At 66.5% G+C, this 18453-nt stretch carries 15 protein-coding genes; 4 read left to right on the top strand and 11 right to left on the bottom strand.

The genetic code is table 11. From position 1 onward, the window contains the following. Positions 1-69: 69 nt before the first annotated feature. The 4 genes from M3A49_RS37415 to M3A49_RS37400 all read right to left on the bottom strand — a co-directional run bounded on the left by M3A49_RS37415 (position 70) and on the right by M3A49_RS37400 (position 4465). Positions 70-576, bottom strand: coding sequence for a carboxypeptidase-like regulatory domain-containing protein (locus M3A49_RS37415; protein ID WP_254352196.1), 507 nt, complete (start codon positions 574-576; stop codon positions 70-72). A 196-nt stretch (positions 577-772) separates the two neighbouring features. Further along, positions 773-2278, bottom strand: coding sequence for a DegQ family serine endoprotease (locus M3A49_RS37410; protein ID WP_266233330.1), 1506 nt, complete (start codon positions 2276-2278; stop codon positions 773-775). Positions 2279-2414: 136 nt separating this feature from the next. Beyond that, positions 2415-3716 (bottom strand): ATP-binding protein, encoded by a 1302-nt coding sequence (locus M3A49_RS37405; RefSeq protein ID WP_254352200.1) that lies wholly within the window; start codon positions 3714-3716, stop codon positions 2415-2417. A gap of 86 nt (positions 3717-3802) precedes the next feature. Then, on the bottom strand, positions 3803-4465 hold the full coding sequence (locus M3A49_RS37400; RefSeq protein WP_028205939.1) for a response regulator: 663 nt from the start codon (positions 4463-4465) through the stop codon (positions 3803-3805). Positions 4466-4885: 420 nt separating this feature from the next. On the opposite strand from M3A49_RS37400, the gene dacB reads away from it, so the two are divergent. The 3 genes from dacB (at position 4886) to M3A49_RS37385 (ending at position 9462) form a co-directional block, all read left to right on the top strand. Further along, complete coding sequence (dacB, locus tag M3A49_RS37395) at positions 4886-6568, top strand: D-alanyl-D-alanine carboxypeptidase/D-alanyl-D-alanine-endopeptidase (RefSeq protein ID WP_266233329.1); 1683 nt, start codon at positions 4886-4888, stop codon at positions 6566-6568. 342 nt (positions 6569-6910) lie between these two features. Further along, the gene (locus M3A49_RS37390; protein WP_266233328.1) at positions 6911-7885 is read left to right on the top strand and encodes a sterol desaturase family protein; all 975 of its coding nucleotides are present in this window, start codon (positions 6911-6913) and stop codon (positions 7883-7885) included. Between the two features lie 182 nt (positions 7886-8067). Continuing rightward, complete coding sequence (locus M3A49_RS37385) at positions 8068-9462, top strand: SGNH/GDSL hydrolase family protein (protein ID WP_266233327.1); 1395 nt, start codon at positions 8068-8070, stop codon at positions 9460-9462. 102 nt (positions 9463-9564) lie between these two features. On the opposite strand, the gene M3A49_RS37380 is transcribed toward M3A49_RS37385, so the two are convergent. The 6 genes from M3A49_RS37380 to pyk form a co-directional block, all read right to left on the bottom strand. Then, the gene (locus M3A49_RS37380) at positions 9565-10611 is read right to left on the bottom strand and encodes an L-threonylcarbamoyladenylate synthase (protein ID WP_266233325.1); all 1047 of its coding nucleotides are present in this window, start codon (positions 10609-10611) and stop codon (positions 9565-9567) included. Positions 10612-10625: 14 nt separating this feature from the next. After that, the gene (locus M3A49_RS37375; protein WP_254352208.1) at positions 10626-11843 is read right to left on the bottom strand and encodes a 5-(carboxyamino)imidazole ribonucleotide synthase; all 1218 of its coding nucleotides are present in this window, start codon (positions 11841-11843) and stop codon (positions 10626-10628) included. Between the two features lie 56 nt (positions 11844-11899). Further along, on the bottom strand, positions 11900-12418 hold the full coding sequence (purE, locus tag M3A49_RS37370) for a 5-(carboxyamino)imidazole ribonucleotide mutase (protein WP_028205944.1): 519 nt from the start codon (positions 12416-12418) through the stop codon (positions 11900-11902). A 26-nt stretch (positions 12419-12444) separates the two neighbouring features. Next, complete coding sequence (locus tag M3A49_RS37365; protein ID WP_254352209.1) at positions 12445-13335, bottom strand: phosphoribosylaminoimidazolesuccinocarboxamide synthase; 891 nt, start codon at positions 13333-13335, stop codon at positions 12445-12447. A 229-nt stretch (positions 13336-13564) separates the two neighbouring features. Beyond that, positions 13565-14629, bottom strand: a complete 1065-nt coding sequence (gene fba, locus M3A49_RS37360) for a class II fructose-bisphosphate aldolase (protein ID WP_266233323.1) — start codon at positions 14627-14629, stop codon at positions 13565-13567. A 410-nt stretch (positions 14630-15039) separates the two neighbouring features. Continuing rightward, positions 15040-16476, bottom strand: a complete 1437-nt coding sequence (gene pyk, locus M3A49_RS37355) for a pyruvate kinase (protein ID WP_254352212.1) — start codon at positions 16474-16476, stop codon at positions 15040-15042. On the opposite strand from pyk, the gene M3A49_RS37350 reads away from it, so the two are divergent. Next, a complete protein-coding gene (locus tag M3A49_RS37350) occupies positions 16475-16909 on the top strand; it encodes a hypothetical protein (RefSeq protein ID WP_266233322.1) in 435 nt (144 codons plus the stop codon). The genes pyk and M3A49_RS37350 overlap by 2 nt on opposite strands. Here M3A49_RS37350 and M3A49_RS37345 read toward each other — a convergent pair. Then, positions 16906-18105, bottom strand: coding sequence for a phosphoglycerate kinase (locus M3A49_RS37345; RefSeq protein ID WP_254352215.1), 1200 nt, complete (start codon positions 18103-18105; stop codon positions 16906-16908). The genes M3A49_RS37350 and M3A49_RS37345 overlap by 4 nt on opposite strands. Positions 18106-18453: the final 348 nt, after the last annotated feature.

Here is an 18453-nt window from a genome sequence, read left to right as displayed (position 1 = left end):
GGCTGCGTGAATCTTATGCGCGGCGCGCGTGCGGCAGCGCCCAAACCCGGCCTGGCCCGGCTGGGCGCCTTACCAGATGAACGCCGCCCGCGCGCTGCCGTTCGAGCCCACCGTCACGGCGCTGGTCTTGTCGACGCCCGCATGGCTCACGTGCACGCTGTAGCGGCCCGGACGGACCTTCACGAGCATATACGGCCCGCGCGAAGTCGTATCGAGCACGCTTGCGCCGTGCGAGTCGGTGATCTGCACGCGTACGTCCGCGACGTACTCACCGCTGCGCTGGGTAAAGCGCAACGCCAGTGGCCACTGGCGCTCCGCACTGAGCAGCGCCCTGGATTCGTCCAGGCCCACCCCGCCGGAGACGTACGACACGTCGCCCTGCTGCTGGACTTGCGGCATGCCGCCGCCATTGGTGTTGCCGGCGCTCGTGTTGTCGGTGGTCGAGCCGCCGACCGTGCCTGAGGCATCGGCCTGCTGCGCCGCCGCGCCGCCCGCGTAGCCGAGAGCAAGTGTGGCCGCGAGGATCGCCGCGTAAGCGGTCGTATGGACGGGGCGCGAGTTGTGGAAACGCTTCATCGATCGCTCCTTTCAGGTGGTCCGATGTAATGCTTCCGCAAGGGGCATGCCCGATCCGCGCGCAAAAGGTTTTGTGCGCCCCAAAAAACCGCTGCCGCCGAGGCCAGGGGCCAGCGGCGGCAGCGCAGGTACAACGTAATGAAACCTGCTCTCGCCGCGAATCCGGCGCACGGAGCCGGATTCGCGACAGCAGGGATCAGCCGAGATCGACGGGCACGAAAATCTGTGCGTCGTCTCGCTGGATCAGGAGTGCAATGCTGTTGCCAGCCTTCGAAACCATTTGCTTGAGCTGATCGGCGCTCGTCACCGGGCGGCCGTTCACGGCGAGAATCACGTCGCCGGGCTGGACACCCGCATTCTCGGCCGCGCCACCCGACTGCTCGACGAGCAGACCGTGGTCGAGCGAGCCGTTGCTCTTCTCTTCCGGCGTGAGCTGGCGCACCGCGACGCCGAGGCGCCCCTGCATCTGCGCTTGCGGTGCGTCGTTCGAAGCCACCTTCGCGTCGCCCAGCGCGCCGATGGTTGCGGTGAGGTTCTTCGTGCTCTTGTCACGCCACACCTGAACATCGGCCTTCGTGCCCGGCTTCATGCCCGCGATGAGCGAAGGCAGACCGGACGAATCGTCCACGGCCTGGCCGTTCACGGACAGGATCACGTCGCCGGGCTTCAGGCCCGCCTTCGCGGCCGGACCGCTCGCGTCCACCGAACTCACCAGCGCGCCGCGCGGCTTGTCCATGCCGAACGAGTTGGCGAGCGTCTGGTTCATCGACTGCACCGCGACGCCGAGACGCCCGCGGCTCACATGACCGGTCTTGACGAGTTCGTCCTTGACCTTGATCGCCTCATTGATCGGGATTGCGAACGAAAGGCCCTGGAAGCCGCCCGTCTGCGAATAGATCATCGAGTTGATGCCGATAACTTCGCCCTGCAGATTAAACAGCGGGCCGCCCGAATTGCCGGGGTTGACCGGCACGTCGGTCTGGATGAACGGCGTGTAGTTCTCGTCCGGCAGCGAGCGCGACTTCGCGCTGATGATGCCCGAGGTCACCGTGTTGTCGAAGCCGTACGGCGAGCCGATCGCCACCACCCACTGGCCGACCTTGCTCTGGCGCGGGTCGCCGATCTTCACGGTCGGCAGATCCTTCGCGTCGATCTTGAGCACGGCGACGTCCGACTGCTTGTCCGCGCCCACGACCTTCGCCTTGTATTCGCGCTTGTCGGTGAGTTTCACCGTCACGACGTTGGCGCCGTCCACGACGTGCGCGTTCGTGAGAATGTACCCGTCCGGACTGACGATGAAGCCCGAGCCGAGGCTCGCGCTCGGCTGGTCCGCCTGCGGACCATTGTCGCCGCCGCCCATGCCGGGCGCGCCGCCGTAGAAGTGCTTGAAGAACTGGTAGAACGGATCGCTCGGATCGATCGGCAGTTGCTGCGAACCGCTGCCGCCGCTGCGCAACGCCGTCTGCTTCACGACGTGCTTGGCGCTGATGTTGACCACCGCGGGCCCGTAGGTTTCCACGAGACCCGAGAAGTCGGGAATGCCAGTCTTGGCTGCGGCTTCGGCCGGCATCAACGCCGCGGCCTGGGCCTGCGAGATAACCTGCGGAGCAGGCAGATCACGGTGCCCTGCTACGTAGCCCGCCGACAATGCGACGACCACGGCGGCTGCCACGGCACTGCGGGAAAGAACTTTTGTATTCATTGCGGACTCCTTGCGCGGGGTACTCATCACGACGTACCGAAGAGTAAGCCGTGTCGCTTAAAGGAGTCTTAAGTACGCGGAAATCGCAATAATCGCGCAAACGCCCGCGCAGCGGGCATTTGCGGGCGATTCGGACTCAGAACCGCACGTCCACGAGCAGGCCGCCCGCGGGCGAATCGCCGAGTGTGATGGTCGCGCCGTGCTGATCCGCGATTCGTCGCACGATAGCGAGCCCGAGGCCCGTGCCGGCGATATCGGTGCGCGCGCGATTCACGCCCGCGCCCACGCGATAAAAGCGATCGAACACGCGTGCGCGCTCGCCTTGCGGGATGCCAGGCCCGCTGTCCGCAATACGCACGCGCGGATGCCCGTCGACGACGGCGAGACTTACGTCCACGCGGCCGCCCGCGGGCGTGTATTTGGTCGCGTTGTCGAGCAGGTTGTTGAGCATCACGCGCAACGCATCGGCGTCGCCATGCACGCTCGCCACCGCGCTTTCCTCGATGCCGAGATCGACGCCGCGCTGCTGCGCGAGCGGCGCATAGTTGAGCACGCAATCATCGAGCAGCGCATGCAGATCGACGTTCTGCGCACGCGCATGACCGTCGGGTTCGGAACGCGCGAGGGCGAGCAGTTGCTCGGCGAGACGCGTGGCGCGCGTCACGCCCGCCTGCAGATCGACGAGCGCTTCGCGGCGTGTTTCGTCATCCTTTGCGCGCGCAACGAGTTGCGCCTGGATCTGCACGGCCGCCAGCGGCGTGCGCAACTCATGCGCGGCATCGGCGACGAAGGCCTTCTGCGTGTCGATGGCCTGCGCGAGGCGTTCGAGCAGCGCGTTCAGCGCATGCACGAGCGGCGTGACTTCGCGCGGCAGACGCTCTTCGGGCAGCGGGTCGAGCGCTTCGGGATGACGCGTATCGAGTGCGCGCGCGACGCGCGAGAGCGGCCTGAGCCCGCGCCCCACCATGATCCAGACCGCGATGCCGAGAAACGGCAGCACCACGATGAGCGGCCAGAGCGTGCGCAACGCCACGTTCGCGGCGAGCCGGTTGCGCACGGAAACGGGCTGCGCGAGTTGCACGACATTGTCGCCGACGATCGCGCCATACACGCGCCAGTCGCCGCGATCGGTGCGCTCCGTCGAAAAGCCGAGTTCCGCGCGCGGCGCGAGCGGCGCACGTGGATGCGAGTAGTACATGAGCACGCCGTTGCGATTCCAGATCTGCAGCACGATGCCTTCGTCGCCCGTATCGCGCGAACTGAGGATCTCGTTGAATGGCTCGGAGGGCAACGCCTCGGCGATTTCCTGCAACTGGTAGTCGAACAGCTCGTTGGCTTCGGCGAGCGCCTGGCGATAGATCAGCCAGCCCGCGAGCCCGACGCCCGCGACGACGATCGCGAGCAGCCAGAACAGCAGTTGTCGTCGGATGGAACTCATCGGCTAAAGGGGTCTCCCTGTCGATCCGCAGTTAGCGCTTCAGCGCTGACTCCGGTCCCATGCAAGGCCGCGCTTGATTACCCGCTTCATGCGTCTTTGGCGATCATGTAGCCGAGGCCGCGCACGTTGCGGATCAGGTCGGCCCCGAGCTTCTTGCGCAGCGCGTGAATATAGACCTCGACGGTATTGCTGCCGATCTCCTCACCCCAGCCGTACATCTTCTCTTCGAGCTGGGTTTTCGAGAGCACGGCGCCCGGCCGCGCGAGCAGCGCTTCGAGCAGCGCGAATTCGCGCGCCGAGAGCGCGACGGGCGAACCGTCCTGGGTGACCTGGTGCGAGGCCGGATCGAGCGTGATCGAACCGTGGCGGATGGTCGAATCGCTGCGGCCCGCCTGGCGGCGGATCAGCGCGCGCATGCGTGCGCCGAGTTCGTCGAGATCGAAGGGCTTGATGAGGTAGTCGTCCGCGCCGGCGTCGAGACCCTTCACGCGGTCGGCCACGGCGTCGCGCGCGGTGAGGATCAGCACGGGCAGCGCCGCGCCGCGCGCGCGCAGGGTGCGCAGCACGTCGAGACCGTCGCGCCGCGGCAATCCGAGATCGAGCAGCATGAGATCGTAAGAATCCGCGCTCGCGGCCGAGAGGGCGGCGTCGCCGTCTTCGACCCAGTCGACCGCGAAGCCTTCGCCGCGAAGCGCCTTGCGCACGCCTTCGGCGATCATGCGGTCATCTTCGACTAGCAGTATGCGCATCGTAATGTTGGCCAGGCGGCGACGCTGCGCCGCGCTGCGTGAGTGGAGGACGATGCGAGCATTCTAGCGCCTGAACAGGGGCGCCGCGCCGCTGCGGCGCGCAGCCGGTCGCGCTGCAACAGTACGCATTGCGGGCGGTGTTTGAATCACGCCACGCAATGTGCAACGTTTTCTCGCCGGCAGTGCGCGCACGCGGCGCGAGGTCTTTACAATGTGCGCTTTTGCGGCGCTCCACTCGTGATTCGGCCGCGATGCGCGCGTGCAGGCTTGTACAGTACGTTCAAGCGAGCGCATCGCGCGCGCACCACGAATCACACGCCGCCCCAATTTTCGCGTCCGCGCGCAGCACCGGCGAGCCCTGGCTTGCCGTGCGCCGCGCCCGGCCCAAGCACCGCCCCTGCACTCGCCCGAACGCTTTTCATGCTGCCCGCTTCGCTGTCCCGCCTACGCTCCTTGTTCAGACCGCCTGCCTCGCGCACCGACCGCACGCATCGCGCCGCCGCCACCCCGCGCCTGCCTCGACCGCTCACCCTCGCCCTGGCCTGCGCCACGCTCGCCGCGGGCTTCGCCGCCGCGCCGGCCGCCTACGCGCAGCCCGAAGGCGCACGCCTGCCCACGGTCAACGTGACCACCGTGCTGCCGCCCACCGTGATGGCGGGCCTCGAGCGCGCACACGTGCCGCTCTCGTCGGTCAGCGTGGTGATCGAAAAGGTCGGCGACCGCCAGCCCAGCGTCGCCGTGAATGCCGGCCAGCCGATGATGCCCGCCTCGACGATGAAACTCGTCACGACGTGGAGCGGCCTCGCGATGCTCGGTCCCGACTATCGCTGGAAAACGAGCGCCTATACCGACGGCGAAGTCGATGCGAGCGGCACGCTGCACGGCAACCTCTATATCAAGGGCACGGGCGACCCGAAGCTAGTACCCGAAGAGCTGATCGACCTCGTGCAAAAGATTCGCGCGGCGGGCGTCGCGCGCATCGACGGCGCACTCGTGCTCGACAAGAGCGAGTTCGATCCGTCCACGCGCGACCTGCCCTCGTTTGACGGCGACGACAGCGCGCCCTACAACGTTGGCCCCGATCCGCTGATGTACGCGTTCAAGTCGGTCTCGTTCACGTTCTCGCCCTCCCGCGAGGGGGTGTCGATCGACGTGGTGCCGCCCGTTGCGCAGTGGCAGATCGACAACCAGATCCGCGAGCGCGCCGGCGCGTGCGGCGGCATGCTGCCGAGCCCGCAGGTTTCGCCCGGCGGCAACGGCGTCGTCACCGCGAGCTTCGCGGGCAGCTACGCCATGCGCTGCGGCGAGCGCACGCTCAACATGGCCGCGCCTGTGGACCACAGCACGTTCTTCGCGGACGGCTTCCTCGCCCTCTGGCAGCAATCGGGCGGCAGCCTCTTCGCCACGCCGGCCGGCGCGGTACGCGAAGGCCTCGTGCCGCCGCGCGCGCGCCTTCTCGCCGTGCACCAGAGCCCGCCGCTCGCGGACGTCGTGCACGACATCAACAAGTTCAGCAACAACGTGATGGCGCGCAATCTGTTCCTCACGCTCGGCGCCGTCGAGGCCAAACCGCCTGCGACTACGGCCAAGGCCGCCACGGCCGTCAATGCGTTCTTGCGGCGCAGCGGCCTGAACATGCCCGAACTCGTGCTCGACAACGGCTGCGGCCTCTCGCGTGAAGAGCACATCAGCGCGCTCTCGCTTGCGAACCTGCTGCAGAACGCGAACGCGAGCCCGGTCGCGCAGGTGTTCATCGACTCGCTGCCGATCGTCGGCGTGGACGGCACGATGCGCAACCGCCTCACCAACGCGGGCGTGGAAGGCAACGCGCATATCAAGACGGGCACGCTGCGCGACGTGCGCGCCATCGCCGGCTACGTGGCGGCGGAGAACGGCGAGAGCTGGATCGTGGTGAGCCTCATCAACGATCCGCGCGCCGAGTCCGCACGCGCCGCGCACGACGCGCTGCTCGAGTGGGTCTATAAGGGCATGCCCGAAGAAAAACCCGTGTACGTCGAGCCGCATCCCAAGCGCGCGGCAAAAGAGTCGAGGGTCGCGAAGACCACGCACAAGGCACCTGCCCGGCGACGCGGCGCGCATTAACCACGCATTGACCACGCACCAGGCGCACGCTGACTACACACGGCGTACACGCTGTGTGCACGCCGGGCGGGCGCCGCGGACCTGTCCCCGTGCGCCTCGCCCGAGCCCGCCACCGTGCGCCGGGCTCGAAGTTTTCCTCTAGCAAAGCGCCGCCCGTCCTGGGCGCGAGGCGTGTACCCTGACGGGCAAAGGCCGAAGGCGCGTAATAAAAATCTGTCATACGCGCCCGCCAATCGAGCCGCGCGCCCGTGAGAACGCGCACCAACGCGGCCGACAAGACATGAGACTACAACCGCCGCGCTGCCCACCAGCGCCGCCCACGGGACAAGGAGGACGACGTTCGTGCAGTTCGACGCGCAATGGCTGCTGCTCGCCCTCGCTCCCGTGTTTCTCGCCTGCATCGGCTGGGAAGCGTGGCAACTCTCCCGCACGCGGCCGCGCGCTGCATCGAACGACACCCCCGACAGCGCCCGCTACGCCTGGCCCGATACGCTATGCAACGCCGCGCTCGCGCTCATGCACCAGGGCGCGGACAAGCTCGCATGGCTCGTCGCCGTGCCCGTCTATGCCTACGTTTACCGGCACTTCCGGCTCGTTTCATGGCAGCCCGGGCTCGTCGCGTGGAGCGCACTCTTCATTGCGCAGGACCTGCTCTACTACGTGTTTCATCGCGCGAGCCATCGCGTACGCTGGCTCTGGGCCGCGCACGTCGTGCACCATTCGTCGGAGCGCCTGAACCTTTCCACGGCGTTTCGCCAGAGCCTCATGTATCCCGTGGCGGGCATGTGGCTGTTCTGGATTCCGCTCGCCCTGCTCGGCTTCACGCCGGAGCAGATCGTCGCGATCGTGCTCGTCAATCTCGCGTTCCAGTTCTTCGTGCACACCCAGGCCGTGGGCAAGCTCGGCTGGCTCGAATACGTGTTCAACACGCCTTCGATGCATCGCGTCCATCACGCGCGCAACGCGCGCTATATCGATCGCAATTACGCCGGCGTGCTCGCGATCTGGGACCGCCTGTTCGGCAGCTATGTCGAGGAAGACGCGCACGACGCGCCCGATTACGGCATCGTCAAGCCACTCGCGTCATGCAATCCGCTTAAGGCGACGTTTCACGAATGGCTCGCAATGGTGCGGGACTTCGCGCGCATGCCCGACTGGCGCTCGCGTCTCGCCGCGCTGTTCGCGCCGCCCGATTGGTGCGAGCGCCACGACGCACTGGGCCTCGCATCCGTGACGGCGCCGGCGACGCCCGCGGGAACGCGCTTCGGCGTGCCGGAAAACAACACCGAGGGTGAGTTCGGGTCGCGCAACAGTTGAGAGATTGCGTAGTCTGTCGGCCTTGGCCCTGACCCTGGGGCAGCAGCACGCAGGGGGTCGCATGCAAGGCCGGCGGTCGGGAAAAACATCGACAACGGGGCAGCCGCTCGTGCCACGAGCACCCGTTGCATGAGTAGGCAAGCATGGCATCAAAGGCCACACACAGAGGAGATGAAGTGAATATGAAGCATCAAGGACCGAGACACCGTACGCTGTTGCGCGCCACCCAGATCGCTGCCGCGAGCGCCGCTTTTGCGCTGCTCGCCGCCTGCGGTGGCAGCAGCGGGGGGAACAACAACGCGAGCACGCCGCCGCCGTCGGGCGTCAACATGCAGGTGGTGGCGTTTGGCACGAGCCTGAGCGACGCGGGCACGTATTCGGAGCAGATTCTGCCGGGCTTCGGCGGCGGCCGCTTCACGACCAACCCCGGCGAAGTCTGGGCGCAGCACGTGTCCGAGTACTTCGGCAACACGCTTTCGCCGGCCTTCGAAGGCGGCTTCGGTCTGCCGCTCACGGCAACGGGCGGGCTCGACTACGCGCAAGGCGGCGCGCTGGTGACGGGCGGCGGCGTTGCGAATACCAGCGCCGTCATCGCCGCCGCGAGCGAACAGCCGGTCACGTGGCAGCTCCAGCAGTATCTGGCGCAACACGGCAGCTTTAGCGCGAATCAGCTCGTGCTCGTGGAAGGCGGCGCGAATGAAATCCTGAACCTGCTGGACGTGCCCACTAACGGCAGCCCCACGGGGCTGGCGTTGTTCGGCGCGGCGCTCGCGGCCACTCCGTTTTCGACGCTCGTCAACGATCCCGCGACGCAGCAGAGCACGGTTGCGAGCCTGATGCAGTCAGGCTTCACGCAAGCGCAGGCAACAGCCTTGGTGCCGGCAGCCATCGCGCTCGGTATCGTCACGAACCCGAACTACGCCTCCAGCTTCGCGTCGATCGCCCCGGTCCTCACAGCAGCGGGCACGCTAGGCGCGCTCGTCCATGCGGATATCGTCCCCGGCAATCCGAAGATCGCGGTCGTCACGGTGCCCGACATTGGCAAGACGCCGGCGGCGCTGAAGGCCGATGCCGCCATCGGCGCAACGCCCGGCTCCGCGAGTTCGGCTGACCAGGCGCTCTCGCTCATTTCGGCGATGTACAACCTGACGCTGATCAAAGCGACCGCAGCCGACGTGCAGGCGAAGAAGGTCGTGCTGGTCGATACGTTCTCGTGGCTCGACCAGTCGATCGCGAACGCGGCAAGCCTCGGCTTCACCGTGACGAACACGGATACGGCCTGCAACCTCACGGCCATGACGAACAGCGCGACCAACTACGCGCTCGCCAATCCGCAAGCAACGCTCGGGTTGAATCCGGCCACGACGCCGCAAGCCACCATCAACGCGTACGCCGCGGCCTACGGCCAGAACTTTGGCAGCTCGCTGTTCTGCTCGCCGCAAACGCTGACGACGGCCAACGCTCCCACGACCTACATGTTCGCGGATCTCGTGCACCCGACCACGGCGCTGCACTCGCAATTCGCGAAGTACGTCGAAACGCAGCTGGCTGCTGCGGGCATCGGCAAGGCGCCTTAATCAGCGTCGCTTGCACCGGATCTTCCGGTGCAAGAAAAACACCCCACGGACCGTCAGGTTCGTGGGGTGTTTATCATTGAACGCGAGAAACCGTCCTCGGCCCTACTGCTGCGCCTCGAACGCCGCCGCCGCCCGACCCAACCGGTCATTGACCGCGATCCACTCGATCGTCTCCGGCAGCTTCTCGATGAGAATGCGCGAGACATTCGCGCGATCGAGCGCGCGCAGCAAGCCATACAGCTCACGCGCATATTCCTGTGGCTCTTCCGGCGCGGCGACGAAATGCACGCCCTGAGCCTGCGCCCAAACGCCTGCGCGTGAGGCACGCGCCACCAGCGCCACCGTTTCGCCCGCATCGCGCGCCGCCGCAAGCAGCGGCGCCAGCGCCTCGAACGGCAGCAGTGCGAGCGGCGTGCGCGGCGCGTAATGCGCCTTGAGCGTGCCCGAGGCGCGCGGCGCCGTGGCGTCCGAGCCGTCGGGCAAGCGCGGCGCCTCGCCCAGCACGCGTGCGATGTCGTGCGGCGTCACGTGACCTGGACGAAGCAACGCGGGAAACCCGCGCGAGAGATCGAGAATCGTCGATTCGATGCCCACGTCGCATGCGCCGCCGTCGAGCACATGCACCGCCGCGCCGAATTCGTCGCGCACGTGCTGCGCCGTGGTCGGGCTCACATGGCCGAAGCGGTTCGCCGACGGCGCCGCCACGCCGCCATGGCCGCCGCGACGCGCCGAAAACGCTGCCAGCAACTGCTGCGCGACCGGATGCGACGGGCAGCGCAGCCCCACCGAATCCTGGCCGCCGCTGACGGCGTCGGGAATGCGTTCGTGGCGTTTGACGATCAGCGTGAGCGGGCCGGGCCAAAACGCGGCGACGAGCTTTTGCGCTGCCTCGGGCCACTCCGCGGCCCAGTACTGCGGGTCGCCGCCGGGCGGCAAGTGCACGATCACCGGATGGTTCGCCGGCCGCCCTTTGGCCGCGTAAATGCGCGCGACCGCCTCGGGGCTCGCCGCATCGCCGCCCAGACCGTAGACGGTCTCGGTCGGGAACGCGACCAGCTCGCCCGCATCGAGCAGCGTGGCGGCGTGCTCGATGTCGGCATTGGTTAGAGGCGGCGGGCCAGCGTGCGGCGCATTCTGCTGATCGGACATGATGCGGCCCAACCTCAGCTCGTGGCGATGTGCAGCAGGCGCGCGCAGTCGCGCGCGGCCGTGCGCGCTTCGTCGAGCGTCGGCGCGGTGAAGTTCACATGGCCCATCTTGCGGCCCGGACGCGCTTCTTCCTTGCCGTACAGATGCAGGCGCGCGGCCGGCATCGCGGCCACCTGGTCCCACGGCGGCGTGACGGGCGCAGCGCCCTTCTGGGGCTTCGTCTCACCCACGGCGCAGGGGAACCACACGTCGCCGAGAATGTTCAGCATCACGGCCGGCGAGTGCTGGCGCGTGTCGCCGAGCGGCATGGCCGTCATCGCGCGCACCTGCTGCTCGAACTGGCTCGTGGCGCACGCATCGGTCGTGTAGTGGCCCGAGTTGTGCGGACGCGGCGCCATTTCATTGGCGACGAGCGAGCCGTCTTCGAGGATGAAGAATTCCACGCACAGCACGCCCACATAGCCGAGCTTCGCCGCGATCTGGATCGCAGCCTGCTGGGCCTGCTGCACGAGCACCGGGCTTGCGTCCGGCGCGGGCACGATGGTGTGCGAGAGCACGCCATTGCGGTGGGTGTTCTGCGCGAGCGGATAGACCGCGGCCTGGCCGTTCGTGCCGCGCGCGATCAGCGCGCTCACCTCGAACTTCAGCGGCAGGCGCTTTTCCAGCACACACGGCACGCCGCCGAGCGACGCATGGGCCTCGCGCACTTCTTCGGCGTTGGAGACACGAATCTGGCCTTTGCCGTCGTAGCCCAGGCGCGCGGTCTTGAGAATGCCCGGCAGCACGGCGGCGAGCGCCTTGTCGTCGATGCCGGCGAGCGCCTGCGACGACTCGATCACCACGTGCGGCGCGACCGGCACGCCGGCCGCCGCGATAAAGCGCTTCTCGGCGATACGGTCCTGCGCCACCGCCACGCAGCGCCCGGCCGGGCTCACGAAGGTCGACTTCGCGAGCGTGTCGAGGCTCGCCGCGGGCACGTTCTCGAACTCGGTCGAGATGGCCGCGCACAGGCGCGCGAGTTCGGTAAGCGCGGCTTCGTCGTCGTACGCGGCGCAGATGTGGCGGTCGGCGACGGTGCCCGCGGGGCTCGTCGCGTCGGGATCGAGCACGGCGACGCGGTAGCCCATCGCCTGCGCGGCAAAGCAGAACATGCGGCCGAGCTGGCCGCCACCCACCATGCCTAGCCAGGCGCCGGGCAGGATCGGTGAAACCGGTGAATTGTCAGGAGTCATCTTGGTGGTCGGCCGCGGGATGGCCGCGGCGCGTGGGGACGATCAAAGCGGGGCAATCAAAGCGGGGGCAGCACCATGGCGTGCGCCGCTTCGTTCTGGCGCACGCGGAAAGCCGCGAGCTTGTTCGCGTATTCGGTGTTGGTCACGCTCAGGATCGAGACGGCGAAGAGCGCCGCATTGGCCGCGCCCGCCTCGCCGATGGCGAAGGTCGCGACCGGGACGCCCTTGGGCATCTGCACGATCGAGTGCAGCGAATCCACGCCCTTCAGATACTTGCTGACCGCCGGCACGCCCAGCACGGGCACCGTGGTCTTGGCCGCCAGCATGCCCGGTAGGTGCGCCGCGCCGCCCGCGCCGGCGATGATCGCGCGCAGGCCGCGCTCGCGTGCTTTTTCCGCGTACTCGAACATCTCGTCGGGCATGCGGTGCGCCGAGACCACCTTGGCCTCGTACGCGACGCCGAACTCCTGCAGGATCGCGACCGCGTGCTTCATCGTGTCCCAGTCGGAGCTGGAGCCCATCAACACGCCGACGAGCGGCGCCGCATGCTGGTGAGCCGTCTGAACTTCGCTCATTGTGCTTCCTTCTTGCCTCTTCTCGCTCACGCGAGCTTTTGACCCGTGAGACGCTCGAGCGCCTCCTGATACTTCGCCGACGTTTTGGCGACCACCTCGTCGGGCAGCTTCGGCGCCGGCGGCTCCTTCTTCCAGTCCTGGGTTTCGAGCCAGTCGCGCACGAACTGTTTGTCGAACGACGGCGGGTTCGAGCCCACCTGATACTGGTCGGCCGGCCAGAAGCGCGACGAGTCGGCGGTGAGCGCCTCGTCCATCAGATACAGCTGGCCGTGGTTGTCGAGACCGAATTCGAACTTCGTGTCGGCGATGATGATGCCGCGCGTGGCCGCGTAGTCGGCAGCTTCCTTGTACAGCTTGATCGAAATGTCCTTGATGGTGCGCGACAGCTCGGTGCCGATGCGGCGCTCCATCTCTTCGTACGTGATGTTCTCGTCGTGGTGGCCCATTTCGGCCTTCGCTGCCGGCGTGAAGATCGGCTCGGGCAGCTTTTGGGCGTTTTCCAGGCCCGGCGGCAGTTCGACGCCGCACACAGCGCCTGTTGCCTGATAGTCCTTCCAGCCGCTGCCGGCCAGATAACCGCGCACCACGGCTTCCACGAGGATCGGCTCGAGGCGCTTGACCACGACGGCGCGGCCCTTGACCTGCTCGACTTCGTCCGCGGCCACGACCGTCTCCGGCGCGACGCCCGTGAGGTGGTTCGGCACGACGTGCTTGAGCTTTTCGAACCAGAAGTCGGCCATCTGGTTGAGCACCTCGCCCTTGCGCGGAATCGGCTCGCCCATGATGACGTCGAACGCCGACAGACGGTCGGTGGTGACGATCAGCAGCTTGTCGTTGCCCACGGCATAGTTGTCGCGGACCTTGCCGCGGCCGAGAAGCGGCAGCGAGCGGAGCGTGGATTCGTAGAGGGTAGACATCGTCGTGATTCGCTAAAAGGACAATCGAAACGGAGGCGGGTTCGGTCCAGAATCGCGGTTGCAACCGCGCGAGGAAACCGTAAAACCGAAGGTATTGCGAGGGTAAACCAAAAACCGGCAAATTTCCCGGAAAAGCCCATCGCCGTTCCCCCGAAACAGGCGGAAACGGCGATGTTTTGACGACTTCAGGCGTCCGGCAAGGTGCGGAACGCCTGACGCAGAAGCCCGCTTAGAGAACGATCTGCGCGAATTCGCCTGACTTGTACTTCCCGGCAATCATGTCCAAAGGAACCGGCTTGATCTTGCCGGCCTGGCCTTCCGAGCCGAACGCGAGGAAGCGGTCCACGCACACCTTCTTCGCGGCTTCGCGAGCCGGCTTCAGGTAGTCGCGCGGGTCGAACTTCGACGGGTTTTCATACATATAGCGACGGATCGCGCCCGTGATCGCCAGACGCAGGTCGGTGTCGATGTTGATCTTGCGCACGCCGTGACGGATGCCTTCCTGAATCTCTTCGACCGGCACGCCGTACGTTTCCTTCATGTCGCCGCCGAATTCGCGGATCTCGGCCAGCAGTTCCTGCGGCACCGACGACGAACCGTGCATCACGAGGTGCGTGTTCGGAATGCGCGCGTGGATTTCCTTGATGCGCTGGATCGACAGAATGTCGCCCGTGGGCTTCTTGGAGAACTTGTACGCGCCGTGCGAGGTGCCGATGGCGATGGCCAGCGCGTCGCACTGGGTGAGCTTCACGAAGTCGGCGGCCTGCTCCGGGTCCGTCAGCAGCTGCTCGCGCGTCATGGTGCCTTCGGCGCCGTGACCGTCTTCCTTGTCGCCCTTCATCGTTTCCAGCGAACCGAGCACGCCCAGTTCCGCTTCGACCGTCACGCCGATCGAGTGCGCCATTTCGACGACCTTGCGCGAGACTTCGACGTTGTACTCGTACGATGCGACCGTCTTGCCGTCGGCTTCGAGCGAGCCGTCCATCATCACGCTGGTGAAACCGCTGCGGATCGCGGCCATGCAGACCGCCGGCGACTGGCCGTGGTCCTGGTGCATCACGACCGGAATATGCGGATACGACTCGACCGCGGCTTCGATCAGGTGGCGCAGGAAGGGCTCACCCGCGTACTTACGCGCGCCGGCCGATGCCTGCATGATCACCGGCGAACCGACCTGGTTCGCGGCTTCCATGATCGCCTGGACCTGTTCCAGGTTGTTCACGTTGAACGCCGGAAGGGCATAACCGTGTTCAGCCGCGTGGTCGAGCAGTTGACGCATTGATACGAGAGGCATTGTTGCTACTCCTTTGATTTGAAACGAAATGCTTCTGCCGCCGACTGTCTTGCGCAGCCGGTCGAGGGCGGCCTGGCAGCCGCCGCCCGCGTGACCTGCCGCGGGCTCGATGGCGTGATTTTATCGCGAAGCGCGTCCGTTCCCGGCGCCAGGCAGGTAACTGGCATGAAATTGGCGTGTCGGAGCGTCAAAACCGCGAGAAGGTGCAAAAAGAGTTGACAGCCCGCGCGCCGTTTCTGCGGCGTATGGGCTGCAATTGCGGAGAAAAGGCGTCTAAATGGCACCGATCGGGCGCCGATCCGATACCAGTGTGATACCAGCTGGCAACCTCGGGCGCCGACCGCATTTATTTTCGGGAGTCGCGAAAATAAAGCGAAAAAAATCGCCGCCGCGAGGTTACAGCAACGAACTTACAGCACGTCGCCCACGCGCACGATTTTCAGCGTGTTCGTGCCGCCCGGCTGCCCCATCGGCTCGCCCACGGTCAGCACGACCATGTCGCCGTGCGAGGCAAAGCCCTTGCTCACCACCACCTCGATGGCTTGCTGCAGCGCCGTGTCGCGGTCGCTGCTCGTATCGAGGTGCAGCGGCGTGACATTGCGGTAGAGCGACATGGCGCGCTCGCTGCCCGCGCGCGGCGTGAGCGCAAAGATCGGCACATGGGTCCAGTGGCGCGACATCCAGAGCGCGGTCGAGCCCGACTCCGTGAGCGCGACGATCGCCTTCGCGCCCAGGTGGTAGGCCGTAAACAGTGCGCCCATGGCGATCGACTGGTCGATGCGCGTGAAGGTGCGGTCGAGGAAGTCCTTGTCCAGCTCGGATTGCTCCGACTTCTCCGCTTCCAGACAGATCGCGGCCATCGCCTCGATGGTCTGCACCGGGTACTTGCCCGCCGCCGATTCTGCCGAGAGCATCACCGCGTCCGTGCCGTCGAGCACGGCGTTGGCGACGTCCGAGACTTCGGCGCGCGTGGGTACCGGCGCGTGGATCATCGACTCCATCATCTGCGTGGCCGTGATGACGAGCTTGTTCGAGTCGCGCGCCATGCGGATCATGCGCTTTTGCAGCGCCGGCACGGCGGCGTTGCCCACTTCCACGGCCAGGTCGCCGCGCGCGACCATGATGCCGTCCGACGAATCGAGAATTTCCTGCAGCGCCGGAATCGCTTCGGCGCGCTCGATCTTCGCGATCATCTTCGGCTTGATGCCGTACGGCGCGCCCGCGATGTTCGCGAGCTGGCGCGCCATTTCCATGTCGGTGGCGTTCTTCGGGAACGACACGGCGACGAAGTCCGCGCCCAGCGACATGGCCGTGCGGATGTCTTCCATGTCCTTCGCGGTGAGCGCGGGCGCCGTCAGGCCGCCGCCCTGGCGGTTAATGCCCTTGTTGTTCGACAGGTCGCCGCCCACGCGCACGACCGTATGGATCTCGCTTCCGATCACGCGCGAAACGTCGAGCACGATCAAACCGTCGTTGAGCAACAAGATGTCGCCCGGCTTCAGGTCGCGCGGCAGGTCCTTGTAGTCGAGACCGACGCGCTCGTCATTACCGAGCTCGCATTCGGCGTCGAGGATAAAGGGATGACCCGGCTCGAGCGTCGTCTTGCCATTCTCGAATTTGCCGACGCGAATCTTCGGACCTTGCAGGTCCGCCATGATCGCAACTTCGCGGCCAGCCTGGCGGGCGCAGTCCCGCACCATTTCAGCACGCTGACGGTGGTCGTCGGCGGTGCCGTGCGAAAAGTTGAGGCGCACCACGTCCAGTCCTGCGCGGATCATTTTCAGCAGGATGTCCGGCGTGCTGGAAGCCGGACCGATGGTGGCGACAATCTTGGTGGCGCGATGCATGAGTCTCCTCGTCTGGATAGGATCGCTGGGAAAACCGTTGCTGCGAGAAGTGCTGGCCGGCTGCGCCGCGGGTGCGGATGCGCCGGAACGCGCACCGGGTGTACCCGGCGTCGCTTTCTTGGAGGACGCCGCGGGGCTCACACGAGCCGCTGCGGCGCTTTCTACCTGCGTAGTCATGTTCGATGCGGGCGTGGCTGTGCGCCCTGTCGGATTCTGTGCGGCTGTCGATTCAGCAGTCGACTGCGTCGCCGCAATGTCCATTTCGGCAGCGGCGGCGGGCGGCGCGTCCGTCCTCGCCTTATCCGCTTCTGCCTGGGGCGCTGCGCGCCCCTTCTGTTTTGCTGCGGCCCCGGCTGCGCTGCGCGACTTCTGTGCGCTTGCACGAGGAAGTTTGCTCATGGCCTTCCCGGCCGGGGCGCGCGGCGCCACTTAACCGGCCGCCCGCGTTTCGAGCACCTCGACCGCCGGCAGCTTCTTGCCTTCGAGGAACTCGAGGAAGGCGCCGCCGCCAGTGGAGATATAGCTGACCTTGTCGGCAATGTTGTACTTCGCGATGGCGGCGAGCGTGTCGCCGCCGCCGGCGATCGAGAACGCGCCCGAACTGGCGATCGCATCAGCGAGCGTCTTCGTGCCGTTGCCGAACTGGTCGAACTCGAACACGCCGACCGGGCCGTTCCACACGATCGTGCCGGCCTGCGCGAGTTGCGCGGCGAGCGCGTTGGCGGTGACGGGACCGATGTCGAGGATCATCTCGTCGTCGGCCACGTCGGCCACGTTCTTCGTCTCGGCCTTGGCCGTCGGCGAGAATTCCTTCGCGGTCACGACGTCGGTCGGGATGGGCACCGAGGCGCCGCGCGCGCGCGCCGCTTCGATGATGGCCTTCGCATCGTCCACGAGATCCACTTCGGCAAGCGACTTGCCGATCTTCAGACCCGCGGCCAGCATGAACGTGTTGGCGATGCCGCCGCCGACGATCAGCTGGTCGACCTTCTCGGCCAGCGACTTGAGGATGGTGAGCTTGGTCGAGACCTTCGAGCCCGCCACAATCGCCACCAGCGGGCGCTTGGGCGCGCCGAGCGCCTTGCCGAGGGCGTCGAGTTCGGCCGCCAGCAGCGGACCCGCGCAGGCGACGCTCGCGTACTTCGCGATGCCGTAGGTCGTGGCTTCGGCGCGGTGGGCGGTGCCGAACGCGTCGTTCACGTAGATATCGCAGAGCTTCGCCATCTTTTGCGCAAGCTCGTCCGAGTTCTTCTTCTCGCCCTTGTTGACGCGGCAGTTTTCGAGCAGCACCACGTTGCCCGGCTCGACGTTCACGCCGTTTTCAACCCAGTTCGCAACCAGCGGCACGTCGCGGCCGAGCAGTTCGGCGAGGCGCCTGGCGACCGGCGCGAGGGAGTCTTCGGGCTTGAAATCGCCTTCGGTCGGGCGGCCCAGGTGCGAGGTGACCATCACGGCCGCGCCGGCGTCGAGTGCGGCCTTGATGGCCGGCACGGAGGCGCGCACGCGGGTGTCTTCGGTGATGTTGCCGTGATCGTCCTGCGGCACGTTCAGGTCGGCGCGGATGAATACACGCTTGCCCTTCAATTTGCCTTCGGAGATCAGATCGGAAAGACGCAGAACCTTGTTCATGGGCATGTCATCTTGATGGTGGGAAGGCGGTGGCAAGGCGATGCGGCGCCGCAGGCCATACTCTGGCGCGGCAAGACGTGCGGGGCGGCACGGCGCGGGATCCGGTTTCGAACGCTGTCTCGGGTCGCGGCTCCGGGTCGCTGCTCGTCGCTGGCACGAGCCGGCATCGAATTGCGAGATCGGTATTTTAGCTGATAGCCAGGACGATCTGAGACGTGTCCAGGCGAATCTCCCGTATTTGGGCAGACGCTGCTCGCCGGGCGGGCGTTCTCGCGATTTGCTGCGATGCAGCATGCGTTAACCCCGAAAAAAAATCGCCGGGAAACGGCGCGAAACGACCCTAAAATC

The organism is Paraburkholderia sp. CNPSo 3076 (assembly GCF_026343935.1).
GTDB lineage: Bacteria > Pseudomonadota > Gammaproteobacteria > Burkholderiales > Burkholderiaceae > Paraburkholderia > Paraburkholderia nodosa.
Note: the sequence above shows the minus strand (reverse complement) of the source record. Positions and strands in the feature narration are given on the sequence as shown.